General features: G+C 75.8%; 24 protein-coding genes. 12 read left to right on the top strand and 12 right to left on the bottom strand.

What is annotated here, in order from left to right:
• The first annotated feature begins 62 nt into the window (after nt 1-62).
• Both RTG05_RS01510 and RTG05_RS01505 read left to right on the top strand, forming a co-directional pair.
• On the top strand, nt 63-1,151 hold the full coding sequence (locus RTG05_RS01510; RefSeq protein WP_315912221.1) for an EAL domain-containing protein: 1,089 nt from the start codon (nt 63-65) through the stop codon (nt 1,149-1,151).
• 57 nt (nt 1,152-1,208) lie between these two features.
• Nucleotides 1,209-1,382: a DUF1059 domain-containing protein gene (locus RTG05_RS01505; protein ID WP_166527152.1), complete on the top strand. Its 174-nt coding sequence runs from the start codon at nt 1,209-1,211 to the stop codon at nt 1,380-1,382.
• Here RTG05_RS01505 and RTG05_RS01500 read toward each other — a convergent pair.
• Nucleotides 1,379-2,302 carry an aldo/keto reductase gene (locus RTG05_RS01500; protein WP_166527151.1) on the bottom strand — a complete coding sequence of 308 codons (924 nt, stop codon included), beginning with the start codon at nt 2,300-2,302 and terminating at the stop codon, nt 1,379-1,381. The genes RTG05_RS01505 and RTG05_RS01500 overlap by 4 nt on opposite strands.
• A gap of 242 nt (nt 2,303-2,544) precedes the next feature.
• Between RTG05_RS01500 and RTG05_RS01495 the strand changes: the two genes are divergently transcribed.
• Complete coding sequence (locus tag RTG05_RS01495) at nt 2,545-2,829, top strand: HU family DNA-binding protein (protein ID WP_166527150.1); 285 nt, start codon at nt 2,545-2,547, stop codon at nt 2,827-2,829.
• Nucleotides 2,830-2,995: 166 nt separating this feature from the next.
• Nucleotides 2,996-4,249, top strand: coding sequence for a serine hydrolase domain-containing protein (locus RTG05_RS01490; protein WP_166527149.1), 1,254 nt, complete (start codon nt 2,996-2,998; stop codon nt 4,247-4,249).
• Between the two features lie 61 nt (nt 4,250-4,310).
• Here RTG05_RS01490 and RTG05_RS01485 read toward each other — a convergent pair whose 3' ends face one another.
• Complete coding sequence (locus RTG05_RS01485) at nt 4,311-4,772, bottom strand: MaoC family dehydratase (protein ID WP_166527148.1); 462 nt, start codon at nt 4,770-4,772, stop codon at nt 4,311-4,313.
• A 73-nt stretch (nt 4,773-4,845) separates the two neighbouring features.
• On the opposite strand from RTG05_RS01485, the gene folP reads away from it, so the two are divergent.
• The 4 genes from folP (at nt 4,846) to RTG05_RS01465 (ending at nt 8,816) form a co-directional block, all read left to right on the top strand.
• A complete protein-coding gene (gene folP, locus RTG05_RS01480; RefSeq protein WP_166527147.1) occupies nt 4,846-5,706 on the top strand; it encodes a dihydropteroate synthase in 861 nt (286 codons plus the stop codon).
• Between the two features lie 24 nt (nt 5,707-5,730).
• The gene (locus RTG05_RS01475) at nt 5,731-6,669 is read left to right on the top strand and encodes an acetamidase/formamidase family protein (RefSeq protein WP_166527146.1); all 939 of its coding nucleotides are present in this window, start codon (nt 5,731-5,733) and stop codon (nt 6,667-6,669) included.
• A gap of 44 nt (nt 6,670-6,713) precedes the next feature.
• Nucleotides 6,714-7,139 carry a PaaI family thioesterase gene (locus RTG05_RS01470; protein WP_166527145.1) on the top strand — a complete coding sequence of 142 codons (426 nt, stop codon included), beginning with the start codon at nt 6,714-6,716 and terminating at the stop codon, nt 7,137-7,139.
• A 75-nt stretch (nt 7,140-7,214) separates the two neighbouring features.
• Nucleotides 7,215-8,816 (top strand): 4-coumarate--CoA ligase family protein, encoded by a 1,602-nt coding sequence (locus RTG05_RS01465; protein WP_166527144.1) that lies wholly within the window; start codon nt 7,215-7,217, stop codon nt 8,814-8,816.
• Nucleotides 8,817-8,953: 137 nt separating this feature from the next.
• Here the strand turns inward: RTG05_RS01465 and RTG05_RS01460 are convergent, their stop codons facing one another.
• On the bottom strand, nt 8,954-11,380 hold the full coding sequence (locus RTG05_RS01460; RefSeq protein WP_166527143.1) for an EAL domain-containing protein: 2,427 nt from the start codon (nt 11,378-11,380) through the stop codon (nt 8,954-8,956).
• A gap of 243 nt (nt 11,381-11,623) precedes the next feature.
• Between RTG05_RS01460 and RTG05_RS01455 the strand changes: the two genes are divergently transcribed.
• The gene (locus RTG05_RS01455) at nt 11,624-12,616 is read left to right on the top strand and encodes an NAD(P)H-quinone oxidoreductase (protein ID WP_315912220.1); all 993 of its coding nucleotides are present in this window, start codon (nt 11,624-11,626) and stop codon (nt 12,614-12,616) included.
• A 1-nt stretch (nt 12,617) separates the two neighbouring features.
• Here RTG05_RS01455 and RTG05_RS01450 read toward each other — a convergent pair whose 3' ends face one another.
• Nucleotides 12,618-13,841 (bottom strand): cysteine desulfurase-like protein, encoded by a 1,224-nt coding sequence (locus RTG05_RS01450; protein ID WP_166527142.1) that lies wholly within the window; start codon nt 13,839-13,841, stop codon nt 12,618-12,620.
• 77 nt (nt 13,842-13,918) lie between these two features.
• On the opposite strand from RTG05_RS01450, the gene RTG05_RS01445 reads away from it, so the two are divergent.
• Both RTG05_RS01445 and RTG05_RS01440 read left to right on the top strand, forming a co-directional pair.
• Nucleotides 13,919-14,461 (top strand): bacterial proteasome activator family protein, encoded by a 543-nt coding sequence (locus RTG05_RS01445; protein ID WP_166527141.1) that lies wholly within the window; start codon nt 13,919-13,921, stop codon nt 14,459-14,461.
• 188 nt (nt 14,462-14,649) lie between these two features.
• Entirely contained in the window at nt 14,650-14,928 is a 279-nt protein-coding gene (locus tag RTG05_RS01440) for a DUF4190 domain-containing protein (protein WP_166527140.1), read from the top strand.
• Nucleotides 14,929-15,044: 116 nt separating this feature from the next.
• Here the strand turns inward: RTG05_RS01440 and RTG05_RS01435 are convergent, their stop codons facing one another.
• Genes RTG05_RS01435 through RTG05_RS01415 form a run of 5 tightly spaced genes read right to left on the bottom strand, consistent with a single transcriptional unit; the run spans nt 15,045 to nt 20,108 of the window.
• Nucleotides 15,045-15,392 (bottom strand): glycerol dehydratase reactivase beta/small subunit family protein, encoded by a 348-nt coding sequence (locus RTG05_RS01435; RefSeq protein WP_315912219.1) that lies wholly within the window; start codon nt 15,390-15,392, stop codon nt 15,045-15,047.
• A complete protein-coding gene (locus RTG05_RS01430; protein WP_166527138.1) occupies nt 15,389-17,275 on the bottom strand; it encodes a diol dehydratase reactivase subunit alpha in 1,887 nt (628 codons plus the stop codon). Before RTG05_RS01430 ends, RTG05_RS01435 begins: the two co-directional genes overlap by 4 nt.
• Before the next feature lies 1 nt (nt 17,276).
• The gene (locus RTG05_RS01425) at nt 17,277-17,855 is read right to left on the bottom strand and encodes a propanediol/glycerol family dehydratase medium subunit (RefSeq protein WP_166527137.1); all 579 of its coding nucleotides are present in this window, start codon (nt 17,853-17,855) and stop codon (nt 17,277-17,279) included.
• A gap of 4 nt (nt 17,856-17,859) precedes the next feature.
• Complete coding sequence (locus RTG05_RS01420) at nt 17,860-19,554, bottom strand: propanediol/glycerol family dehydratase large subunit (protein ID WP_166527136.1); 1,695 nt, start codon at nt 19,552-19,554, stop codon at nt 17,860-17,862.
• Nucleotides 19,551-20,108: a diol dehydratase small subunit gene (locus tag RTG05_RS01415; protein WP_315912218.1), complete on the bottom strand. Its 558-nt coding sequence runs from the start codon at nt 20,106-20,108 to the stop codon at nt 19,551-19,553. The genes RTG05_RS01420 and RTG05_RS01415 overlap by 4 nt, the downstream gene beginning before the upstream one ends.
• Nucleotides 20,109-20,288: 180 nt before the next feature.
• On the opposite strand from RTG05_RS01415, the gene RTG05_RS01410 reads away from it, so the two are divergent.
• Nucleotides 20,289-21,788, top strand: a complete 1,500-nt coding sequence (locus tag RTG05_RS01410; protein WP_166527135.1) for a helix-turn-helix domain-containing protein — start codon at nt 20,289-20,291, stop codon at nt 21,786-21,788.
• Nucleotides 21,789-21,811: 23 nt separating this feature from the next.
• Here the strand turns inward: RTG05_RS01410 and RTG05_RS01405 are convergent, their stop codons facing one another.
• Genes RTG05_RS01405 through serS form a run of 3 tightly spaced genes read right to left on the bottom strand, consistent with a single transcriptional unit; the run spans nt 21,812 to nt 24,833 of the window.
• Nucleotides 21,812-22,615 (bottom strand): Cof-type HAD-IIB family hydrolase, encoded by an 804-nt coding sequence (locus tag RTG05_RS01405; protein WP_166527134.1) that lies wholly within the window; start codon nt 22,613-22,615, stop codon nt 21,812-21,814.
• An 11-nt stretch (nt 22,616-22,626) separates the two neighbouring features.
• Nucleotides 22,627-23,538 (bottom strand): HAD family hydrolase, encoded by a 912-nt coding sequence (locus RTG05_RS01400; RefSeq protein WP_166527133.1) that lies wholly within the window; start codon nt 23,536-23,538, stop codon nt 22,627-22,629.
• The gene (serS, locus tag RTG05_RS01395) at nt 23,535-24,833 is read right to left on the bottom strand and encodes a serine--tRNA ligase (RefSeq protein WP_166527132.1); all 1,299 of its coding nucleotides are present in this window, start codon (nt 24,831-24,833) and stop codon (nt 23,535-23,537) included. The genes RTG05_RS01400 and serS overlap by 4 nt, the downstream gene beginning before the upstream one ends.
• Between the last annotated feature and the right edge of the window lie 76 nt (nt 24,834-24,909).

The following is a 24,909-nucleotide window of genomic DNA, read 5'->3' as shown; positions in this document are numbered from 1 at the left end:
GGGGAGTCGGGGCCCGGGCCGGTCAAGACCGGCGGCGTGCGGGCCGATGGGGGTGCATGACGGTGACCCGCGCGAGCAGTCTGCTCGACTGCCGCCCGCTGCTCGCCGACCCGGACGACCTGACGATGGTGTTCCAGCCGATCGTCGACCTCGCCGCGGCCACCGTCGTCGGCTACGAGGCCCTCGCCCGCTTCCCGGGCACCGCCGGGCCCGAGGTGTGGTTCGCCGCCGCCGCCGAGGGCGGGCTGGCCGCCCAGTTGGAGGCGCTGGCGCTGGTCAAGGCGCTGGCCGCCGTCCCGTCGCTGCCTCCGGACACCTTCCTGTCCGTCAACGTCAGCCCCCACCTGCTCGGCAGCGGCCCCGTCCAGGAGGCGCTGGCCACCCGGCCGGACCTGCGGCGCGTCGTCGTCGAGCTCACCGAGCACACCCGCATCGACGACCTCGACGAGCTGCGCCGGCAGACGGCGGTCCTGCGGGGCCGCGGCGCCCTCGTGGCCCTGGACGACACCGGTTCGGGGTACTCGGGGCTGCAGGCGATGGCCGGCGTGCGCCCGCAGCTGGTCAAGCTCGACCGCTCCCTGGTGAGCGGGCTGGACACCGACCCGGTGCGCACCGCCCTCACCGAGATGGTCGGCGAGTTCGCCGGCCGCATCGACGCCTGGCTGCTGGCCGAGGGCGTCGAGACCCCCGGGGAGCTGGCCGCCCTGGCCCGCATCGGGGTGCCGCTGGCCCAGGGCTGGCTGCTGGGCCGCCCCGCGCCGGACTTCGCGCCCCTGCCCGCCGACGTCGCCGCGCTGGTGCGCACGCACGTCACCCGCGCCCGGCGCACCGACAGCGTGGCCGGCCTGCTGCGGCCGGTGCGCCAGTCCGACTTCGGCGAGCCGCTGCCCGGGGTCCCGCCGGTGGTGCTGGTCACCGAGGACGGTGCGCCCGTGGGCCTGTGGCTGACCGACCCGCGGACGGCGGAGCCGCACACCGCGCCGGTCTCGCTGCGCGTGCACGCCTCCGACGGCGTCACCGACGTCCTGCACCGGGCGCTGGCCCGCGCGCCGGGCCACCGGTTCGACCCGGTGGTCTGCACCGACCCCACCGGCGCCGTCGTCGGCCTGCTGCGGGTCGAGGACCTCGCCACCGCGGCCGCCCGCCGCTGACCCCCCGACCCCCGGCTCGAGCCCGCTGGCCGGCAGTCCGAACCCCAGGAGACACCTGTGAAGAGCTTTGCCTGCGGCGACATCATCCCGGGCTGCGGTGCCACGTTCACCGCCGCCGACGAGCAGGGCGTCCTCGTGCAGACCCGCCGGCACGCCGTCGAGTCGCACGGCGCGACCGCGCCGGGCACCGAGTCCGACGTCCGCGTCCGCCCGCACATCAGGACCGTCTAGGCGGAGGCGGCGTCCAGGGCCTGCGTCTGCTCGTCGGTGAGCACGAGGTCCTGCATCGGCAGCAGGTCGGCCAGCTGCTCCACCGAGCGGGCGCTGGCGATCGGCGCGACGACGGTCGGCCGGTCGGCCAGCCAGCGCAGCGCCACCGCCGCCACCGGCACCCCGTGCTCCTCGGCGACCGCACCCAGCGCGGTCAGCACCCGGTCGCCGCGCTCCCCCACGTAGGCCGAGGCACCCTCGGCCCGCGGCGAGTCGACCTGCTCCCCGGCCCGGTACTTGCCGGTCAGGAAGCCCTTGGCCAGCGCGAAGTAGGGCAGCACGCCCAGCTCGTGCCCGGCCACGACGTCACGCAGCCCGTCCTCGTAGACCGCCCGCTCCACGAGGTTGTAGTGCGGCTGCAGTGCCACGTAGCGGGCCAGCCCCAGCCGCTCGGAGGTGTCCAGCGCCTCGGTGAGCCGCTCCGGGGAGTAGTTCGACGCCGCGACGTGGCGGACCTTGCCCGCCTGCACCAGCTCGTCGAAGGCGCGCAGCGTCTCCTCCAGCGGCGTGGAGGTGTCGTCGTAGTGCGCGTAGTACAGGTCGATCCGGTCGGTCCGCAGGTTGCGCAGCGACCGCTCGGCGGCCGCCCGGATCTCCGGGGCGGACAGCGGGTGCTCCTTGCGCCCCGGCGAGGCCTTGGTGGCCACCACCACGCGGTCGCGCACCCCCCGCTCGGCCATCCAGGCGCCGAGGATCTGCTCGGAGCGGCCCTCGCCGTACATCTCCGCGGTGTCGACGAAGGGCGCCCGGGTGCTCGGCGTCGCGTCCAGGTAGCGGTCCAGCACGGCGGCGGACGTCGGCTCGTCCGCCGTCCAGCCGAACACGTTGGCGCCCAGGCACAGGTCACTGACGGTCAGGTCGGTCCCGGGGATCTGCGGCATGCCTCCCACCGTAATAACAGGACGCCGTCCTCCTCCCCGCTCGCAAGCTCGCGGCGAGCCTCTGGACGGGGCCGGGCCGGGGCCCTGCGGGAGGGCCGGGCGGCGGGGCACCTGGGGCGGGAGGGACCCGGCCGACCCCCCGCGGTGGCGGGCTGTCGGAGGGGCATGGCACCGTGCCCCCGGTCCGTCCCCGCTCCGGCGCGGTCGGACGTCGCCACATCTCCCGACACGGAAGGACACCTGTGAACAAGGCCGAACTCGTCTCCGCCATCGCCAAGCGGGCCGACGTACCCGCATCCACCGTCGACTCGGTGCTCACCGGGCTCCAGGACGAGCTCGTCGACGCCATCACCCGCGGCGAGAAGGTCGCCGTCTCCGGCCTGCTGACCGTCGAGCGCACCCAGCGCTCCGCGCGCACCGGCCGCAACCCGCAGACCGGTGAGTCGATCGACATCCCCGCCGCCAACTCCGTCAAGGTGACCGCGGGCTCGAACCTGAAGAAGGCCGCGAGCAGCGTCCCGGTGTGAACAAGGACCCCCTTGCCCCCCACCGCTCGCGGCGGGGCCTGGCGAGGGGGCCGTCCTCCGCCGCCGGGACGGCGGCTGCCCCTGTGAGCCGGCCCACGAGTGCGTGGGTCAGGATGCCGGAGGCAGCCGCCGTCCGACCGCGGGCGGCGCGAGGGACGGAGGACCCGTGACCGCACTCCAGGTGGACACCGACCCCGCCGAGGTCGGCTTCGACCCGGGCCGCCTGGCCCGGCTGGACCGGCGGCTGGCCCGCTGGGTGGACGACGGCCAGCTGCCCGGCTTCCTGGTCACCGTGGCCCGGCACGGGCACCTGGTGCACGTCGGCTCGGCGGGGCACCGGGACGTCGAGGCGGGCCTGCCGGTCGAGCCGGACACCCGCTGGCGGATCTACTCGATGACCAAGCCGATCACCTCGGTCGCGGCGATGATGCTGTACGAGGAAGGCGCCTTCCAGCTCTCCGACCCGGTCTCCCACTGGCTGCCGGAGTTCGCCGACACGCGCGTCTACGTGGCCGGCTCCGCGCTGCGGCCGGTCACGGCACCCCAGGTCGAGCCGATCCGGGTGTGGCACCTGCTCACCCACACCTCCGGGCTGACCTACGGCTTCCACCACGCCCACCCGGTCGACGCGATGTACCGGGCGGCCGGTCACGAGTGGGGCACGCCGCCCGGCGCGGACTCCGCGGAGGTCTGCCGGCAGTGGGCGGCGGTCCCGCTGGTGTTCCAGCCGGGGTCGGAGTGGAACTACGGCGTGTCCACCGACGTGCTGGGCCGGCTGGTCGAGGTCGTCTCCGGCCAGCCGCTCGACGAGTTCTTCGAGGCCCGCGTGTTCCGCCCGCTCGGCATGACCGACACCTCCTTCGGGCTGCGCGAGGGCGACGACGTCGACTCGCTGGCCCGGCTCTACGCCGCCGTCCCGGGGGAGCCGGGCGGGGCACCCACCGGGATCGCCCCGTACGACACGATGGGGGCGGTCGCGCACGCCAAGCCGGCGTTCCTGTCCGGCGGCGGCGGGCTGGTCTCCACGGCCGGGGACTACCTGCGCTTCGTCGAGCTGCTGCGCCGCGGCGGCTCCTACGACGGTGGCCGGCTGCTGAGCCCGCGCACCATCGCGCTGATGACCCGCAACCACCTGCCGGGCAACGCCGACCTGGAGACCTTCGGCCGGCCACTGTTCGCCGAGACGCCGCTGCGCGGGGTGGGCTTCGGGCTGGGGTTCTCGATGGTCCTCGACCCGGTCCGCTACGGCGTGCTGTCCAACGCCGGCGACTACAGCTGGGGCGGGGCGGCGTCCACCGCCTTCTACGTCGACCCGGTCGAGGACGTGACCGTCGGCTTCTACACCCAGCTGCTGCCCTCAAGCACGCTGCCGATCCGCAACCACCTGCGCACCCTGGTCAACCAGGCCCTCGTCGACTGAGGGCGGAGCGGAGTCGCCCGGTGACGGGGACCGTCACCGGGCGACTCCGCTCGCGGCGGGCTCAGAGGTAGCGGCGGTAGACGACGGTGGCCACCAGGGCCGGCTTGGTGCCGCCCTCGACCTCGATCGTCACGTCCACGTTCATCGAGATGCCGCCGTCGAAGGGCGTGGCCGAGGCGAGCGTGGCCCCGGCCCGCACCCGGCTGCCCACCGGCACCGGCGCGGGGAAGCGCACCTTCTCGGTGCCGTAGTTGACGCCCATCCGGAAGCCCTCGACATCCAGGATCTCCCCGAGCAGCCAGGGGATCAGCGACAGGGTCAGGTACCCGTGCGCGATCGGGCCGCCGAAGGGGCTCTCCCGCCGGGCGCGCTCGGGGTCGACGTGGATCCACTGGTGGTCACCGGTGGCCTCGGCGAACTGGTCGACCCGCTGCTGGGTGATCTCCACCCAGTCGCTGTGGCCCATGTGCTGCCCGACCAGGCCCTGCACGCCCTCGACGCCCTGCGCCGTCGTCACTGCCATCGCCCCGTCTCCTTCTGTCCCGCGGTCTGGTTGGCTGACTCCACCACACCGGCGGCAGAGGGGGCAGGGCGGCGTGCTGCGACTCGGGGCCCTGGACGTGCCGCCCGGCCGGCTGGTGGTCATGGCGATCGTGAACCGCACACCCGACTCCTTCTACGACCGCGGCGCCACCTACGAGCTGGCCGCCGCCGTCGAGCGGGTGGACCGGGTGGTCGCCGAGGGGGCCGACCTGGTCGACGTCGGCGGGGTCAAGGCCGCCCCCGGGGAGGAGGTCTCCCCCGCCGAGGAGGTCCGCCGCACGGTCGACCTGGTCGCGGCGATCCGCGCGGCCCACCCGGCGCTGCCGATCTCCATCGACACCTGGCGGGCGGAGGTGGCCCGGGAGGCGCTGGCCGCCGGGGCCGACGTGGTCAACGACGCCTGGGGCGGGGTGGAGCCCGAGCTCGCGCAGGTGGCCGCCGCGGCCGGGGCCGGGATCGTCTGCACGCACGCCGGCGGGCTGCCCCCGCGGACCCGCCCGCACCGGGTCGAGTACGCCGACGTGGTGGCCGACGTCGTCACCCGGACGACGGCCCTCGCCGAGGCTGCGGTCGCCGCCGGCGTGGACCGCGAGCGGGTGCTCCTCGATCCCGGGCACGACTTCGGGAAGAACACCCGGCACTCCCTGGAGGCCACCCGGCGGCTCGGGGAGCTGGTGGACACCGGCTGGCCCGTGCTGGTGGCGCTGTCGAACAAGGACTTCGTGGGCGAGACCCTCGACGTCCCGCTCGACGAGCGGCTGACCGGCACCCTGGCGGCGACCGCGGTGAGCGCCTGGCTGGGCGCCACGGTGTTCCGCGCGCACGACGTCGCGGCGACCCGCCAGACGCTGGACATGGTCGCCGCCATCCGCGGCGACCGCCCGCCGGCGCGCACCACCCGCGGCCTGGCCTGATGAGCACCGCGTGAGCACCGCCTGATGGACGTCGTCCCGACGCTGGAGCCGCACGCCGGCGCGGTGCACGGCTGGTTCGACCGCGACCTGCCCCCGGCGCTGACCGTCGACCCCGGGACCACGGTGCGCTTCCGGACCCTGGACTCCGGCTGGTTCCTCGAGCCGGACACCGGTGGTGACGTGGCGGGCCGCCGCCGCGCGGCCGGGTACACCCCGGACGCCGGCCACGCGCTGACCGGTCCGGTCGAGGTGCGCGGGGCCCGCGCCGGGCAGGTGCTGGCGGTGCGCGTGGACGAGGTCGTCCCGTCGTCGTGGGGCACCACCTATGCCGGGCTGCGCAGCACCGCCTGGAGCGCCCGGCTGGGCATCGCCGCGCCGGCCGTGCACCGCTGGGACATCGACGTCGCCACCGGCACCGCGCGCAACCACCTGGGTCACACGGTCGCGCTGCGGCCGTTCCTCGGCGTCATCGGGATGCCGCCGGCCCAGCCCGGCCGGCACTCCACCGTCCCGCCCCGGTGGCACGGCGGGAACCTCGACTGCCGCGAGCTGGTGGCCGGCAGCACGCTCTACCTGCCGATCCCCGTGGACGGCGCACTGCTCAGCGTCGGCGACGCGCACGCCGCCCAGGGGGACGGCGAGGTGAGCGGGACCGCCATCGAGTGCGGCACCGAGCGCGCCGACCTCACCCTCGACGTGCGCGAGGACCTGTTCGGCCGGCCGCTGGCCACGCCGGTCGCGTCGACCCCGGCCGGCTGGGTGTGCCTGGGCCTGGGCGAGGACCTGGACGAGGCCGCGGCCGAGGCGATGGACGCGGTGCTGGACCTGCTGGGCGCGCTGCACGGGGTGGCGCGGTCGGACGCACTGGCGCTGGCCAGCGTGGTCGTCGACCTGCGGGTGACGCAGGTGGCCAACCAGGTGTTCGGCGTGCACGCCGTCCTGCCGCCCGGTGCCGTCCGCTGAGGCGGAGCGCCTGCCCCGCGGGGCCGCCTCACTAGGTTGGCCGCATGGCCGCCACCGGGTTCCACACCGCCGACGAGCTCAACGCCCTGCTGCCGGGCACCCTCCCGGGGCTGCTCGGGCTCACCGTCACCGCGCACGAGCCCGGCCGGCTGGCCGCCGCGCTCGACGTCCGCCCCGAGCTGCTGGCACCCAACGGCTACCTGCACGCCGCCACCGTCATCGGGCTGGCCGACACCGCCTGCGGACTGGCCACGCGGGCGCTGCTGCCCGAGGGGGCGGCCGGCTTCACCACCATCGAGCTCAAGAGCAACTTCCTGGGTACCGCGCGGGAGGGCCGGCTGACCACCGTGGCCACCAACGCCCATGCCGGTCGGACGACCCAGGTGTGGGACGCCGTGGTGACCGCGGCGGACTCCGGGCGGACCGTCGCGCTGTTCCGCTGCACCCAGTCGGTGCTCTGGCCGCGCTGACGAAGGACCACCCTGCCTCCGTCCGGCGGCAGGTGTGAGACTGGCGCCACACCCGTCGAGTGAGGAGCTGCACCCGTGGCGCTGGCCAGCCCGTTCCCCGACGTCGAGATCCCCGACGTCTCCGTCCCCGAGTTCGTCCTCGCCGCAGGCCGGGACCGGCCCCAGGCCCCGGCGCTCATCGACGGCCTCTCCGGCGACGTCATCACCCACGGTCAGCTCGCCGCCTACGTCGACCGGGTGGCCGCGGCGCTGCACGTCCGCGGCCTGCGCAAGGGCGACGTCGTCGCGGTGTTCTGCCCGAACACGCCGTGGTTCCCCGTGGTCTTCCACGGCATCGCCGCCGCCGGCTGCGTGATGAGCCCGATCAACTCCCTCTACACGCCCGACGAGATCGCCTTCCAGCTGCGGGACTCCGGCGCGAAGGTGCTGGTCACCGTCTCGCCGTTCCTGGACCGCGCCCGAGCCGCGGTCCAGCAGTCGCCGGTCGACGAGATCGTCGTCCTGGACGGCGCCGAGGGGCACGCCTCGATGCGCGACCTGCTGACCACCGACGCGCCGTCGGTGCAGGTCGACATCGACCCGGCCGAGGACCTCGTCACCCTGCCCTACTCCAGCGGCACGACCGGGCTGCCCAAGGGCGTCATGCTCACCCACCGCAACCTGGTGGCCAACGTGGCGCAGTGCCGCCCGCTGATCCAGCTCGGTGCCGACGAGCGGATCATCGCGGTCCTGCCGTTCTTCCACATCTACGGCCTGACCGTGCTGATGAACCAGGGGCTGGCGTGGGGCGGGGCGGTGGTGACGCTGCCGCGCTTCGACCTGGAGGACTTCCTGCGCACCATCCAGGACCACCGGGTCACCCGGGCGTTCGTGGCCCCGCCGATCGTGCTGGCGCTGGCCAAGCACCCGCTGGTCGACGCCTACGACCTGTCCTCGCTGACCTCGGTCACCTCCGGGGCCGCGCCGCTGGACGAGCAGCTGGCGATGGCGTGCGAGGCGCGGCTGCGCCGGGGCGCCGACAGCGGCGTCCGGGTGGCGCAGGGGTACGGGATGACCGAGCTGTCGCCGGTCTCGCACACCACGCCCGACATCGGCGCCGAGCCGCCGGGGGTGGCACCCGGCTCGGTGCCGAAGGGCTCGGTCGGCTTCGCCGTCCCGAACAGCGAGTGCCGGCTGGTCGACCCGGCCACCGGGCAGGACGCCGGTCCGGGCGAGCGCGGCGAGCTGTGGGTCCGCGGGCCGAACGTGATGACGGGCTACCTCAACAACCCGGAGGCGACGGCGGCCACCATCGACGCCGAGGGGTGGCTGCACACCGGCGACGTCGCGGTCGTCGACGACATCGGCTGCTACACCGTCGTGGACCGGGTCAAGGAGCTGATCAAGTACAAGGGCTACCAGGTGGCCCCGGCCGAGCTCGAGGCCGTGCTGATCGGTCACCCGGAGATCGCCGACGCCGCGGTCATCGGCGTCCCGGACCGGGACAGCGGCGAGGAGCTGCCCAAGGCCTTCGTCGTCCGGGCCCCCGGCTCCGCGCTGACCGCCGAGGCGGTCGTGGAGTACATGGCCGAGAAGGTCGCCCCGCACAAGAAGATCCGCATCGTGGAGTTCATCGAGCAGGTGCCGAAGTCCGCGGCCGGCAAGATCCTGCGCAAGGACCTCCGCGCCGCCGGCTGAAGAAGGACCCCTCTGCCCCCCACCAGGAAGGACCTTCCTGCCCCCCACCGCTCGCGAGCTCGCGGCGGGCCCCTGCAGGAGGGCCGTAGGGCTCGTGGCGGGCCCCTGCAGAGGGGCCGCCCCGGGCGGCCGCCGGCTCAGGCCGAGGCGGCGACCGCCCGGGGCGTGCGCCGCCAGTGGGCGACGACCAGCCGGCCGGCCGCGTCCGGCGGCTGGGCGCGGCCGAGCGCGTAGCCCTGGCCGACGTCGCAGCCCAGCGCCAGCAGGGCGGCCTCCTGGGCGGGGGTCTCCACGCCCTCGGCGACGACCTCGAGCTCCATCGAGCGGGCCAGGTCGGTGATCGCACGGACGATGGCCTCGTCCCGCCCGTCGGAGGCCAGGTCCGCCACGAAGACCTTGTCGATCTTCAGGCAGGTCACCGGGAGCCGGCGGAGCCGGCCGAGGGCGGAGTACTCCGTGCCGAAGTCGTCGATCGCCAGGCGCACCCCCCGGCGGCTCAGCTGCTGCAGCAGGACGACGCCGACGTCGTCGTCCTCCGCCAGCGCGCTCTCCGTCACCTCCAGGCACAGCTGGTCGGCCGGGTAGCCGGTGCCGGACAGCACCGCGTCGACCTCGTCGAGCAGCTCCGGGCGCAGCTGGCGGGCGGAGAGGTTGACGTGCAGCACGAAGTCCGCGGGCATGTCGCCGTGCGCGGCCCACCGCTGCACCGTCCGGCAGGCCTCGCCCAGCACCCACCGGCCCAGCGGGACGACCAGCCCGGTGTCCTCGGCGAGGTGCAGGAACTCCGCGGGCGCCAGCAGGCCCCGCTCCGGGTGCCGCCAGCGGACCAGGGCCTCCACGCCGGCGACCGCGCCGCCGTCCAGGCGCACGATCGGCTGGTAGTGCACCTCCAGCTCCGACCCCCCGTCGAGGGCGGCCCGCAGGTCGGTCTCCAGGCCCAGCCGCTCCCGGGACCGCGCGCGCTGCTCGGGACCGGCCAGCCGGTAGCAGTCCCCGCCGGCGGTCCTGGCCTCGCCCACCGCCACGTCCGCGTCGTGCAGCAGGTCGTCCGGTGAGACCTCCCCCGCCCCGGTGCTGCACGCGATGCCCACGCTGGCCGAGGCGACGACGTCCTGGCCGGCCAGCACAAGCGGACGGCGGACCGCCTCCAGGACGAGCTCGGCGACGTGCACGGCCTCCGCGGTGTCGCGGACGTCCTCCAGCAGCACGGTGTACTCGTCGCCGCCGAACCGGGCGACGGTGTCCCGGCGGCGCAGGCAGGACTCGATCCGCCGCGCCATCACGACCAGCAGCTCGTCACCGGCCCGGTGGCCGAGCACGTCGTTGACGAACTTGAACCGGTCGATGTCGACGAAAAGCACGCAGCGCAGCGGGCCCTCGGTCGGCTCGGCCAGGGCGGCGTGCAGCCGCTGCAGGAAGCGGTCGCGGTTGGCCAGGCCGGTCAGCGGGTCGGAGTGGGCGAGCTCCTCCAGCTCCCGGCGGGAGCGCCGCGCCTCGGTGACGTCGACGACCTGCAGCAGGCAGTGGGTGGGCTGGTCGCCGCGCCCCAGGACGACCGCCGCGCCGACCTCGGCGACGACGACCCGCCCGTCCCGGTGCAGGTAGCGCACGTCCCGGTGGCGCACCGCCGCGGTGGGTCCCTGCTGCACCGCGGCGCCGAGGACGCCGCGCACCAGCTCGCCCTCGACGTGGCGGTCCTCCGGGTGGGTGACCTGCTCGGGACCCAGCGCGAGCAGCTCGGCCGGGGTGGTCCCGAGCACCGCGCCCAGCGCGGCGTTGACCTCCAACCAGCGCCCGTCGAGGGACACGATGGCCATGCCCACGCGGGCGTGGGCGAACGCGCTGCGGAAGCGGGGCTCGTCCTCCCCGGGCGCGTCGAGCGCCGCCGGCCGCCGGGTGCCGCCGCGGGTGACCAGCCGGCGCAGCGGCGCCAGGACGCGGCGGCCCCGCCGTGTCCCGACCAGCTGACCCACCGCGGCGGTCACCAGGACCACCAGCACCGGCGCCACGACCCAGGGGAGGTGGGTGCGCCGGGCCTCGGCCGCGCGTTCCCCGGCGCGCCGCAGCGCCTGGTCCATGAGGTCGTCCACCGCCTGACGGGCGGCGCGGAACTCCTCGACCGCCCCCCGCGCGACCTGCCGCGCGACCTCCCCCTGCCCCGCCGCCGTGCGCACCGGGAGGACGTCGCCGCGGACCCGTTGCACGTAGCCGGCCAGGTGTCGCTCGAACGCCGCGGCGAGCCGCTCCTCCTCCGGGGACAGCCCGGTCCGCCGGTAGTCCGCGAGGCGGTCCCGGGCGCGGCGCTCCTGCTCGCTCGCCTCGCCGGCCAGCCGGGCCCCCGAGCCGTCCGACCCGGCCAGGAGGTGCTCGAGGGCACTCGCGCGGATGCGGTACAGCGCCGACTCGACGTCGTCGAGCGCCTCGAGCGCCACCACGTCCTGGGTGGACGTCCGGTGCACCGCGCCGGTGACCCGGCCCAGGGCGTACAGCCCGGCGCCGGCACCCACGGCGGACAGCAGGACCAGGGTGGTCAGCCCCACGGCCAGCCGGCGGCGCAGTGTCATGGTCGTGTCCTCGACTGGTCACCGACGCGACCCGACGCAGCTGCTCAGCGTCGATGTCGGCCGAACGGGCACCCGGGACGGCGATCAACCGTCCCCGAGCCCCCGCTCGTTGTAGTGACTCTAACCCTGTATGGCTATCAGTTGTCCACCTCGCGCACACCCATCCGTCGTCGGCAACGGCTCCCTGCCGGGCCCCACCGCGAGCTCGCGAGGAGCGGGTGGTGCTCCTCCTAGGGTCAGCCCATGCGTGCTGTGACCCTCGACCGACCCGGTGGCCCCGACGAGCTCGGCTGGGGTGAGGTGCCCGACCCGGTGCTGCGGCCCGGTGAGGTGATCGTCGACGTCGTCGCCACCGCGGTCAACCGCGCCGACCTGCTGCAGCGGGCCGGCCACTACCCCCCGCCGCCCGGTGCCAGCGAGGTCCTCGGCCTGGAGTGCAGCGGGGTGGTCAGCGAGGTCGGCGAGGGCGTGACCGGCTGGTCGGTGGGCGACGAGGTCTGCGCGCTGCTGTCCGGTGGCGGCTACGCCGAGCGGGTCGCCGTCCCGGCCGGCCAGCTGCTCCCCCGCCCGGCCGGGGTGGAGCTGGCCACGGCCGCGGCGCTGCCCGAGGTCGTGTGCACCGTGTGGTCCAACGTCTTCATGCTGGCCGGGCTGCGCCGCGGCGAGACGTTCCTGGTGCACGGCGGCGCCAGTGGGATCGGCACGATGGCCATCCAGCTGGCCGCCCGGGCCGGCGCCCGGGTGCTCACCACCGCGGGCAGCGCGGCCAAGCTCGCCGTCTGCCGGGAGCTCGGCGCCGACGTGGGCATCGACTACCGGCAGGAGGACTTCGTCGCGCGGGTGCGGGAGGAGACCGGCGGCGCCGGGGTGGACGTCGTCCTGGACAACATGGGCGCGGCGTACCTGGCCCGCAACGTCGACGCGCTGGCCACCGGCGGCCGGCTGGTGTGCATCGGGATGCAGGGCGGCACGAGGGCCGAGCTGGACCTGGGCAGGCTGATGCGCAAGCGGGCCGCGGTGCACGCCACCACGCTGCGGGCCCGCCCCGCGACCGGTCCCGGCGGCAAGGCCGAGATCGTCGCCGCCGTGCGGCACGACGTGTGGCCCGACGTCGAGCGCGGCGTCGTCCGCCCCATCGTCGACCGCCGGCTGCCGATGTCGCGGGCCGCCGAGGCGCACCGCGTGGTCGACGCCAGCGAGCACGTCGGCAAGGTGCTGCTGGTCAACGAACCGTGAGTCATCGCGGGCGCAGCGCGGCGACCGCGTCGACGAGGTAGCCGACCTCCTCGGCGGTGTTGTAGTGCATCAGCCCCAGCTGCACCGCCCCGCCCTCCTCGTTGGCGCCGAGGGCGTCGAACAGCTCGCGGGCGTAGAGGTCGCCGTCCCACGCGCAGATGCCGCGCCGGGACAGCTCGTGGGCCACCTGGCGCGGGCGCATCCCCTCGACGGTGAACGACAGCGTCGGCGTGGTGCGCGGGGCCGAGCCGATCACCTGCACGTGCCGCATGGCCCGCAGCGCCTGGTCCAGCCAGCCGAACAACCCGTGCTCGTAGGCGGCCACGGCGGCCATCGAGGCGCGCAGCCGCTCCCGGCGGGTGCCGGTGGCGACGTCGTCCAGCGCGGCCAGGTGCTCCACGGCCGCCGCGACGCCGGCCAGCAGCTCGAAGGCGTACCCGCCGCTCTCGAACCGGTCGGGCACCCGGTCGGGCACCGGCGCGAGCCGGTCGGGCTCCAGCTCGGCCAGCAGGCCGGGGTCGGCCACCACGGCGGCGACGTGCGGGCCGCACCACATGTCGGCGGCGACGGCGAGGAAGTCCGCACCGAGGGTGGGCAGGTCCAGCAGGTCGTGGGCGGCGGCGTGCGTCCCGTCGACGTACACGAGGGCACCGGCCGCGTGCGCGCGGCGGGCGATCGCCGCGACGTCCGGGCGGGTGCCGATCGCGGAGCTGGCCGCGGTGACCGCGACCAGTCGGGTGCGGGGGCCCAGCAGCTGGTCGTACTGCCAGTCCGGCAGCTCGCCGGTCTCGATGTCGACCTCCGCCCAGTGCACCACCACCCCGGTGCCGGCGGCCAGCTCCACCCACGGGCGGACGTTGGCGTCGTGGTCCAGCCGGCTGACCACCACCTCGTCGCCGGGCCGCCAGGTGCGCGCCAGCGCGCGGGCCAGGGTCCAGGTCAGCCGCGAGCTGTCCGGCCCGAGGACGACGCCGGAGGACACCCCGCCGACCAGGTCGGCGACGGCGGTGCGGGCGCTGGCGAGCAGCCCCTCGGCGCGGGCGGACGCCGGGAACACCCCGCCGCGGCCGGCCACCGGCACCCGCATCGCCTGGGCGACGGCGTGCACGACGGCCTCCGGCAGCAGCGCGCCGGCGGGCCCCTCGGCGTGCACCAGACCGTCGGAGAGACCGGGGAACAGGCCCCGGACGCGGGCGACGTCCAGCCGCCCCTCCCCCGGTCCCATGGACCTCGACACTAGCCGTCACGGCTGAGCCCCCGGCCTCCCCGGCGGGGTGCCGCGACGGCGGGGAGGATGGGGGCATGACCGCACCTGGAATCGGCAGTGGACGCGCCCAGCAGGTCCTCGTCGTCGGACCCGACGGCCAGCCGGTGGGCACGATGCCCGCACCCGACGGCGGCCCACCGAGCGGCGACGGCGGCCCGGCCATCGGCGAGATGGTCGAGCAGCCGGCGAAGGTCATGCGGATCGGCACGATGATCAAGCAGCTGCTCGAGGAGGTGCGCGCCGCGCCCCTGGACGACGCCAGCCGCAACCGGCTGCGCGACATCCACGCCTCGTCCATCCGCGAGCTCGAGCAGGGGCTGGCGCCGGAGCTGCGCGAGGAGCTGGAGCGGATCACGCTGCCGTTCAGCGAGGGCGAGACGCCGTCGGACGCCGAGCTGCGCATCGCCCAGGCCCAGCTGGTCGGCTGGCTGGAGGGCGTCTTCCACGGCATCCAGACCGCGCTGTTCGCCCAGCAGATGGCCGCCCGGGCCCAGCTGGAGGAGATGCGCCGGCGGGCGCTACCCGGCGGTCAGGCCCCGCAGCCGGACCTGCGCCCCGGTGGCGGCCAGTACCTCTGACCTCCTCGTCACGGCCGGCCTGCCGGTCTCGGCCGGCCTCCTGGTCACGGCCGGGTGACCGCTGGCGGCGGTGACGTCGCCCGACCCGGTGAACCCGCTCGCCGGGCCGTTTGTCCTCCCTCCGCGGTGCCCACCCGACCCGGTCGACGGCCGGAGGTCCCGGCCGCCGAGGAACCCGTGGAGGAGCCATGAGCAGCGAGCAGACGGGCACCGCGCCGGTGCGGCGCACCGGTGGGTCCAGCGGCCTGGCGACCGGCGCACTCGTGACCGGCGTGGTCGGCGTCCTGCTGTCCCTGCTGATCCCGATCGTCGGCCTGGTGCTGGGGGTCGTGGCCATCGGCCTGGGCATCGCAGCGCGGCGCGGCGGCGTCCGGAACGGTCAGGTCACCACCGGGCTCGTCACCGGCGTCCTGGCCGTCGTCATCGCCGTCGTCGGCAGCGTGATCGCCTACAACGTGCTGACCTGAGCCGGTCCGCCCGGGCCGCCTCGACGCCGTGACCATCGGCAGGTGGTCGCCCGACACGCCCGCAGGGCCAGCCACCCGCCGATGATCACGGGGGAGCAGCCGGTGCCCCCTGCCGTTCAGCCGAGCGGGAGGCGCTTGACCACCCGGGCGGCGACCCGGCCGATGCGGCGCCACTCCGTCGGCCCCGCACCGGCCGGGGCCGTGGTCACCGGCCGGTCCCCGGGCAGGGTGCGGTGCTGCACGGCCGCGGCGCCGTCGGCGGCCAGGCCGATGCCCACGCCGAGCGGGGAGTCCGCGGCGGCCGCGGCGGCCAGGGCGGTCGCACCGGCCGGCCCGGGGACGTCGACGACGTCGCTGGGCACCCCCTCCTCCTCCACCCCGGCGCGCACCTGGCGCAGCACGGGCGCCGGGGCCGCCGGGTGCCGGTGCACCCGCACCGCCGGCCGCGGTCCCGGGTCGCTCACCCGGCCGGGCACTCGACCAGGTGGGCGGCGTGCGCGCGGACCAGGCCCGCCGCGACCGCCGTCCGCGGCCCCTCGGTGCCCAGCACGTTGCCGGTCCCGCAGACCACCCCGTAGGGGGCGAGGGCGTCGGCGACCAGGTCGGGGATCTCGAAGTCCAGTGCCGACCCGCCCAGCAGGACGACGAAGTCCAGCGCGCGCAGGTTGCCCCCCGGTGCCACCTGGCGCAGCGCCCGCAGCGCGTTGACCACGAACACCCGCCGCTTGGCATCCCGGCGCACCCGCCGCACGTGGTGCAGGGCGTGCCGGGTGGGCACGGGGGCGGGACCCTCGGCGGTCAGCACCACGACGCGGGCGAAGACGTGCGGCGGCAGCGGCTGGTCGACGAACTGCACGGTGCCGTCCTCGTGGCGCAGGTGGAAGAAGCTCTCCACCGTGGCCAGCGGGAAGCGCTTGACGCCCTCGGCGACCTCGCGGTCCTCCAGGGCCAGCTCGGAGCCGATCAGCTTGGTGACCAGCTCCCCGGCGCCGGCGACGTGCACGGCGGTGCACTCGCCGTCCCGGGTGAGCAGGGCGGCGTCGGTCGAGCCGCCGCCGAGGTCCAGGACGGCGACCGGCCGGTCGACGCCGGGGGTGGTGAGCGCGCCGCCCACGGCCATCTCGCCCTCGACGCCGCCGATCCGCGCCGCCGCGCCCAGCTGCTCGGAGACCCGGTCGGCGACCAGTTGCATGCGACTGCGGCTGGTGCGCACCATCGCCGCCAGCGCGACCGCGTTCTCCAGCGCCACCTCGCCGGCCAGCCCGCCGCGCACCTCGGCCGGCACGAACGTGTCGACGGCGAGCACGTCGCGGATGGCGATCTCCGACACCGGCACCCCCGGCTGGCCGGCGACGTCCATGACGTCGGCCATCGTGTCGCGGACCTGGGCGAGCATGCCGCCGACGTGCGTGCCGGGCTCGCCGTCGGCGTCGTCCAGGGGCTGCACGCGGGCGACGGCGTCCATGATCGCCTCGGCGCCGGCGTCGACGTCCACCCGCAGCGTCCTGCCCGCCCCGTGCAGCACCAGCTCCCCCACCGGGATGCGCCGGTCGGTGACGTCCCCGGTCGGGGTGCGCACGACGACGGCCGACCGGTTGCCGGTCAGCGCCCGCGCCACCGGGGACACCTGGCGGGTCTGCGCCGGGTCCAGGCCGAAGACGGTGGCCAGGCCGTAGGAGTTGGACAGCGTCCGGATGGTCCGCCCGGGCGCGGCCACCTCGACGGCGGCCAGCATCCCCAGCGGCACCCGCTCCACGGCGGCGACCTCGTCGACCACCGGGACCGGCCGGTGCAGCCGGTTGGTCACCAGCACCGCATCGTCCCCGGCCAGGACGGCGGCCACCACGTCCACGCCGGCCGCGACGGCGGCGTTGACCGCGGCCGCGACGTCCTCGAAGTCCGCGCCGGGTGGGACGACGCACACCACCGGCGCGCCGGGCGGCTGGCCGGGCAGCGCGCCGATCGGCACGGTGGTGCCGACGCCGAGGCCCTCGCCGCCGGGGGTCGCCGGGTTGTGCCCGATCATCGTGGACTCGGTGATGATCGTCTCGGTGATGGTCTCCATGGCCAGCCCGCTGATCACCGGGGTGGCCTCGTTGAGCAGCACGGCCTCCACCTCGCCGGCGTCCCGCCCGGACCGGGCCAGCGCCCCGCGGACGGCGGTGAGCGCGCCCGCGGTGTTGTCCGGGGTGCCCTTGACGCCGGTCGTCCGGGTCAGGTCGGTGGCCAGGTAGGCGACCGTGCCGTCGGGGGCGACCGCGGCCAGGCACGCCTCGGTCGTGGAGTTGCCGATGTCCACGCCGACGACCAGCCGGCCCGGCGGCCGGCCGGGGTCGGGCGCGCCCACCTCAGCCGGCGCGGCCGAAGACCGGTTCCACCTCGACCGGGGGCTGCCCGGCCCGGATGCACTCGAACTCCTTGAGGTGCAGCAGCGCCGCCTTGGCCTGCCAGCGCGGGCGGGCCATCTGGTCGTTGCGGGTGGGCACCGGCTGCGGCGACTCGCCCTTGGCGTACTGCGCGGCGTTCGAGCCGATCTGCCGGAACACCGGGGCGTCCAGCAGCGGGGACTGCGGGAACAGCTCCAGGTTCGACAGCCGGGGCAGGTCCCGCTGGTGGATCATCGTCGTCCCCCGGGACAGCATCCCGACCGCGATGCCCGAGCCGGACAGCTTCGCGCCGGTGTGCGAGATGGCCGCCAGGTCCGCGGTGTCCCACACCCGGACCACCCGCGCGGTGACCCCCTGCTCCTCGATGCCGGCCAGCAGCTGGCGCAGCACCTCGGCGTGCGGGACGTCGACGATGGTCTTGGTGAAGGAGCCGGCGAAGGCCGGCGAGACCACGACCACCACCTCGTCCGGGCGGGTGCCGCGGGTGGCCGGGCCGGTCTCGCGGAGGGTCAGCGTGCGCCCGGGCGCTGCCGTCGTCACGGGGTCAGCCCACCTCTCGCTCGGGGTCCTCGGCGGAGGTGACGTGGCGGAGCTTCTTCAGCTCCTCCCAGCGCTCCCCCGAGAGCCGGTAGCCGGTGCCCGGCCCGGCGTAGTCGTTGGCGTCGTTGATCGCCGACAGCGGGGTGAAGTCGGCGGTGAGCACCGCGGAGGTCTGCAGCAGGTCACCGGACACCCGCTGGCGCAGCACCTGCAGCAGGTTCTGCGCGACGTCGGAGAAGCCGGTCGTCTCCAGGCCCCGGACGAGGTCCAGGCCGGTGACGCCGCGGTCCATCACCGCCTGGGCGCCCTTGAGGTCGGCGAGCACGTCGCGCGGCGGGTAGTCCGCCGAGGAGTTGGCGTAGGTGGCCGCCTCGACCTCCGCGTCGGTGACCGGCGGCAGGTCCAGGTGGGCGAACAGCGCCTGCAGCGCCCGCGCCGCCCGGTCGCGGGCCTGCAGGATCTCCGGCTCGCGGACGTGCCGCAGGCCGCCGTCGACCTGCAGGTCGCGCTGGATGGTGTTCCAGTCGTCGTAGTCCTCGGTGTCGAAGTTCGACCCGGCGAACATGTTGTCCGCGTTGGGCACCGCGGAGAACCCGGAGCAGACGAAGTCGGTGCCCGGCAGCAGCTGGGGCATCAGCCGGGCGGTGCGGCGCATCGCCGAGTGCGAGAAGGACTGGTCGTTCCCGGAGGCACACTCCAGGTCCACCATGCTGGCGACCAGGTTCTCCGCGGCGACCGCGCGGATCCCGCCCGGCACCGCGCCGGGGACGCCGATGCAGCTGATCGACCCGTTCTGCAGCCCCTGCACCCCGGCGCCCTTGGCCATGAGGATGCAGCGGATCTCCAGGTACAGCATCGAGCGGCCCTCGGCGTTGCCCATCTGCACCTCCGACCCGGTGCCCGAGGTGAAGCGCATCTTGATGCCGCGCGAGGCGTAGGCCGAGGCGAGGAACGCCTTGGACCACGGGGTGTCGTCGCCGTCGACGAACACCGACTCGGTGCCGTAGACGGAGATCGTCTCGGCGTAGGCGGTGATGCCGCGCATGCCGAGCTCCAGCTCGGTGGCCTCCTCCAGCGCGCACTGGGTGAGCACGCCGCCGCGGCCGACCTGGCCGCCGACCTGCAGCGCGATGGCCACCAGCGGCGCGTAGCGGACGACGCCGAGGGTGGTCTCCAGCTCGGCGAACCCGCGCAGGGCGCCCTCGGCGGCGTCGGCGGCGACCTGCACCGGGTTGTCGCGGGCGCTGGTGGAGTGCGCCTGGTTGGCCGGCGTCCGCCGGGCCCGCATCTTCTGCATCGCCTGCATGATCTCGACGACGTTCATCAGCTTGACGACGTCCAGGATCTTGGCCGGGGTGAGCCCCCGGGTCACCGCGAGCACCTCGCCCCGGGAGACACCGGGGTCGACGAGCATCCGCGCGATCTGCGCCGACGGGATCGCCGTGGACTCCTCGGCCGAGGCCACGTCGATCGCGTGGTCGGCGATGAAGGTGTCCATGAAGTCGAAGTCCGCGCGCGCCCGGCCGTCGAGCTCGACGACCCGGCCGCCCTCCACGCGGATGCCCGGCGCCGGGTCGAAGTCGCTCTCCATCGCGACCAGGCCCTTCTCGGGCCACTCCTCGACGAAGCCGTCGAGGTTGACCGGGCGGCCCTCCAGGACCCCGGTGCGGACGGACTGCTGGGGCTCGACGGCGGTCATGCCGGCTGCACCTCCTCCTGCTCGGCGCCCTGCTGTTCGGCCCGGGCGGCGGCGGCGGTGCCGGCGGTGGTGACCGGGCTGGCCTCGGGGCTGCCGGCGAGGGCGCCCGGGTCGGCGTCGGCGCCGGTCTCGGGCCGGGCCAGCAGGCCGCGGCGGGCGTAGACCTCGGCGGCCTCGCGGACCAGCGCGGCGCAGACGGGTGCGGCGTAGTCGCCCTCGAGCCGGTCGGCCAGCGCGGCCAGCTGCTCGCCGGTCGACGCGCGCGGCCGCAGCGCGTTGTACATGGCGAGCACCTCGGCGTCCGGGATGGCCGTCATCTCCGCGGCCCGCCGCAGGTTCGCGGCCAGCTGCGGGCGGCCGCTGGCGTCGGCCAGCTGGGCCTGCAGCTGCAGCGTCTCCGGGGCGATCCGCAGGTCCTCGGCGGTCAGCTCACCGGACACCACCGCGTCCATGGTGAGCGCGGTGATCGGCTTGCCGGTGGGGGTGCGCAGCAGCTCGGGCCGGTTGATCGACAGGGGGTAGTCCGCCGTGGTCAGCGGGGGAGCGCTCGTCACAGGCCAGCTCCTCGGTCGTGCCGTCGTCGTCCGGTCACTGTGGCACGCGCCACGTTGCACCGACGTTGCCTCGGCACCGGCCGCCGTCCCCGGGGCTGGCTTGCTGGCCCGCACGGGGATGGGCGATGATCCGCGGCGGGCGGGCGCGGACCCGTCCGGCGCGCCTTCCCCGGGGGTCCCATGTCCCGCACCGGCCGGCACCCCCGCCCCCGCGGTGCCCCCGGTGTCCCGGGCGTCGACGCCGTCGCGCACGCCCGGCAGCTGGCCGAGACCTTCGACGACGTCCTCGGGGGCGGACCGCTGCGCCGCTCGCCCCGGCCGGTCGTCTCGGCGTCCTGGGCCCGCAGCCTGGCCGCGCACGTCGACCCCGACCGCCGCACGCCCCCGGTGGTGTACGCACCCGACGAGCTGGCCGACGTCCGGTCGGCGCACCCGCTGGCCGAGGTGGTGCCGCTGCTGCGCGGGACCCTGGCCACCGCGGCCGACGAGGCGGTGCACCTGCTGCTGGTCACCGACGCCGCGGGGCGCGTGCTGTGGCGCGAGGGCTCGCCCGGGCTGCTCGGCCGGGCCGACCGGGTCGGGCTGTTCCCGGGCACCGACTGGAGCGAGGCGGCCATCGGGACCAACGCGATGGGCACCACGCTGGCCGTGGACGCGCCGGTGCAGATCCACTCCGCCGAGCACCTGGTCCGCACGTACCACGCGTGGACCTGCGTGGCCGCCCCCGTGCACGACCCCGACACCGGCGCCGTCCTCGGTGCGGTGGACCTCAGCGGCCCGCTGCAGACCGTGCACCCGGCGATGGCGCAGCTGGTGGCGACGACCGCCCGGCTGGCCGAGGCGCACCTGCGGGCCCGGGTGGCCGAGGCCGACCAGCGGTTCCTGCTGCGCCACGCGGCGCACCTGGCCGGCCTGCGCGGTGCCGCCGGCGCGCTGGTCACCCCCACCGGCCGGGTGCTCGCCGCGGACCCCGACGGCCGGTGGCCCGCGCGGGTGGACCTGGCCGGCTCCACCGGGCACGCGCTGCTGCCCGACGGGCGGGAGGTGCGGGTGGAGCCCCTGGCCGAGGGGCACCTGCTGGTCTGCCCCCGGCCGGCCCACCGCACCCCGGTGCTCTCGCTGCGGCTCACCGGCACCAGCCCGGGCGCGGTGCTCGACGGGCGCGCCGTCCCGCTGACGCTGCGGGCGGCGGAGGTCCTCACCGCGCTCGTCCTGCACCCCGAGGGCCTCACCGCCGACCAGCTGGGCTGCCTGCTCTACGGCGACGACGGCAACCAGACCACCGTGCGCGTGCAGGTCCGCCGGCTGCGGTCGCTGCTGGGCGCCGACGTGCTGGGCACCCGCCCCTACCGGCTCACCGCGACGGTGGACAGCGACGTCGGCCAGGTGCGGCGGGCGCTGCGGGAGGGCCGGCCGGCCGCCGCGCTGCGCGGGTGCGCCGGGCCGCTGCTGCCGCGGTCGGAGGTGGCCGAGGTCCGGCAGCTGCGCGAGGAGCTGGCCGCCGGGCTGCGCCGCGCCGTGCTGGGCAGCTCCGACGTCGACCTGCTGCACGCCTTCGTGACCCACCCGCTCGGGGAGGAGGACCTGGCCGCGCACGACCGGCTGCTCGCGCTGCTGCCGGACGGCGACCCGCGGACTGCCCCGGTCGCCCTGCGCGCGGCCCGCCTCCGCGCGGAGTAGCAGGGACACCCGGGCGGCGAGCGTCAGAGGGAGGCCAGGAAGGCCGCGACGCCGTCGTCCTCGTTGGTGCCGGTGACGTCGGTGGCCGCGGCCAGCAGGTCGGGGTGGGCGTGGGCCATGGCCACCGCCCGGCCGCCGGCCTCGCGCACCCAGTCGAAGGCGGCGATGTCGTTGGGCATGTCGCCGAACACGACGACGTCCTCCGGGCCGACGCCGTGCTCGGCGGCGACCTTGGCGATGCCGGTGGCCTTGGTGACGCCGAGCGCGGAGATCTCGGCGAGGGCGTCGGAGGAGGAGTTGGTGACCGTCGCGCGGCCGTCGACCACCTGCTCGACCAGCGCGACGAACTCGTCCCGCGGCAGGGACTCGTGCCGGGCCAGCAGCTTGGCGACCGGCGCGGCCACCATCTCCTCCAGCGTCGCCACCGCCACGCCGGGCGCGTCGACGTCCCAGCGCGGCTGGTAGACCGGCTCGTGGCGGAACTCGAGGCCGTACTCGACGGCGAACCAGGTGTCCGGCTGGTGGCGGCGCAGCTCGGCGGTGACCTCCTGCAGCACGTCGGGGGCCAGCGCGTCCTCGTCGAGGACCTCGAAACCGGCCAGGTCCAGCAGGACGGCGCCGTTGCAGCACACCGCCGTGCCGTACCGCAGCACCTCGCGGATGCGCACCATCCACCGCGGCGGCCGCCCGGTGGCCAGCACGACCGGCACCCCGGCGGCGCGCCAGCGCTCCAGCTCGGCCACCGTCGCGCGGCTCACGGTGTCGTCGCCGCGCAGCAGCGTGCCGTCCATGTCGCTGGCGATCAGCCGCGGGCTCCAGTCAGACATCGCGCAACCGGTCAGACACCGAGCACCGCCTCCAGGTAGCGGGCCACGCCGTCGGCGTCGTGGCCGCTGGTGAGCAGGGGGGTCGCCGACCGGACGGCGGGGTGGGCGTTGGCCACCGCGACCGCGCGGCCGCCGGCGTCGCGGACCGCCTCGATCATCGGCAGGTCGTTGGGCATGTCGCCGAAGACGAGCACGTCGCCGTACTCCACGCCGTGTCGGTCCAGGGCGATGGCCAGGCCGGTGGCCTTGGTGATGCCCGGCGGCAGCACCTCGATGAAGCCCAGGCCGGCGTGGGTGAGCTCGGCGTCGGCCGGGTCGACCACGCGGCGGGCGCGGGCCAGCAGCTCGTCCTGGCCGAGGGTCGCCGAGCGCAGGAACACCTTGAGCACCGCGCCGGTGGGCAGCACCTCGTTGCGGGGCAGCAGGTGCGCGGGCTCGGGGTAGGGCCAGTCGAACCCGTGCTGCACCCGCAGCGGGGAGTGCACCTCGCCCTGATCCGCGGCGTCCTCGACGGCCACGACCAGCTCCCCGGCGACCTCCTCGATCCGCTCGATGACGCCCGTGGCCTGCGACCGGGGCAGCCCGACGGTGCGCAGCACCTCGTCGCGCTCCAGGTCGACGACGAAGCCGCCCTGGGCCAGGACGGCGATGCCGCGCCCGTCGAGCGCGGCGCGCACGCTGTCCAGCAGCCGGGGGCCGCGGCCGGTGACGCCGACGACCGGGATGCCGGCGTCCCAGCACGCCTCCAGCGCCGTCCGGGTGCGCGGGCTCACCTCGCCGGTGGAGGCCAGCAGCGTGCCGTCGAGGTCGGTGGCCACCAGCTTCGGCCGCCAGGTGCCGAGGTCGCCGAGGTCCACCACCCGGTCGGCGACCGGCGAGGGCACGTGGCCGGACAGCACGGCCCGGGGTGCGGTCTCGCTCATGCGGCCGGCGGCGTGGGCGCGGCCAGCACCATGCCCGGGGTGAGCGCCTCGACGCCGCCCAGCCAGGGGCGCAGCGCGGCCGGCACGTGCACCGACCCGTCGGCGCGCTGGTGCACCTCCAGCAGGCAGGCGATGGTGCGGGCGATGGCGCACAGGGTGCCGTTGAGCGTGGCGGCGACCTGGTTGCGCCCGTCGGCGTCCTTGTAGCGGGTGTTCAGCCGCCGCGCCTGGAAGGTGGTGCAGTCCGAGGTGCTGGTGAGCTCGCGGTAGGCGCCCTGGGAGGGGAACCACGCCTCGATGTCGTACTTGCGCGCGGCACTGGTGCCCAGGTCGCCGGCGGCGATGTCGACCACCCGGTAGGGCAGCTCGAGGGCCTGCAGGAACTCCTCCTCCCAGGCGAGCAGCCGCAGGTGCTCGGCGGCGGCGTCCTCCGGCCGGCAGAAGACGAACATCTCGACCTTGTCGAACCAGTGCACCCGGATGATGCCGCGGGTGTCCCGGCCGTAGGAGCCGGCCTCCCGGCGGAAGCAGGACGACCAGCCGGCGTAGCGCAGCGGCCCGGCGGACAGGTCGAGCACCTCGTTGCCGCGCATCGCGGCCAGCGCGACCTCCGAGGTGCCGACGAGGTAGAGGTCGTCGCGCTCGATGCGGTAGACCTCCTCGTCGTGCTCGCCGAGGAACCCGGTGCCCTCCATCGCCTCCGGCCGCACCAGCGCGGGGGCGACGACGGGGGTGAAGCCGGCGGCCACCGCGCGGCCGATCGCCAGCTGGGCCAGGGCGAACTCCAGCAGCGCGCCCGGGCCGGTGAGGAAGTAGAAGCGGGCGCCGGAGACCTTGGCGCCGCGCTCGGTGTCGATCGCGCCGAGGGCCTCGCCGATCTCCAGGTGGTCGCGCACCGGGAAGTCGTGGGTGGGCACCTCGCCGACGGTGCGCAGCGTCACCGCGTCGTCCTCGCCACCCGGCGGGACGCCGTCGTGCACCACGTTCGGGATGCGCAGGTGCGCCGCGCGCAGCGCCGCGTCGGCGGCCCGCAGCGCCTCCTCGGCCTCCCGCACCTGCGCGGCGAGCGCCTGCGCCCGCTCCAGGACGGCGGGGCGCTCGTCCGGGGTGGCCCTCTTCACCGCCTGCGAGGCCGCCTTCTGCTCCGCGCGCAGGTCGTCGGCGCGCTTGACCGCCTCGCGGCGGGCGGCGTCGGCCACCAGCAGCGCGTCGACCCGGGACTCGTCGGCGCCGCGGGCACGCTGGCTGGCGGTGACGAGGTCGGGGCGCTCGCGCACCAGGCGCAGGTCGATCACGCCCCGATCGTACGGACGCTCCCGGGCCCACCCCCGGGGCTGCATCCGGACCGGACGGCGGCGCGAAGTCGGGGTA

Source organism: Geodermatophilus sp. DSM 44513 (assembly GCF_032460525.1).
Taxonomy (GTDB): domain Bacteria; phylum Actinomycetota; class Actinomycetes; order Mycobacteriales; family Geodermatophilaceae; genus Geodermatophilus.
This window is presented reverse-complemented; position numbering and strand designations above follow the sequence as displayed.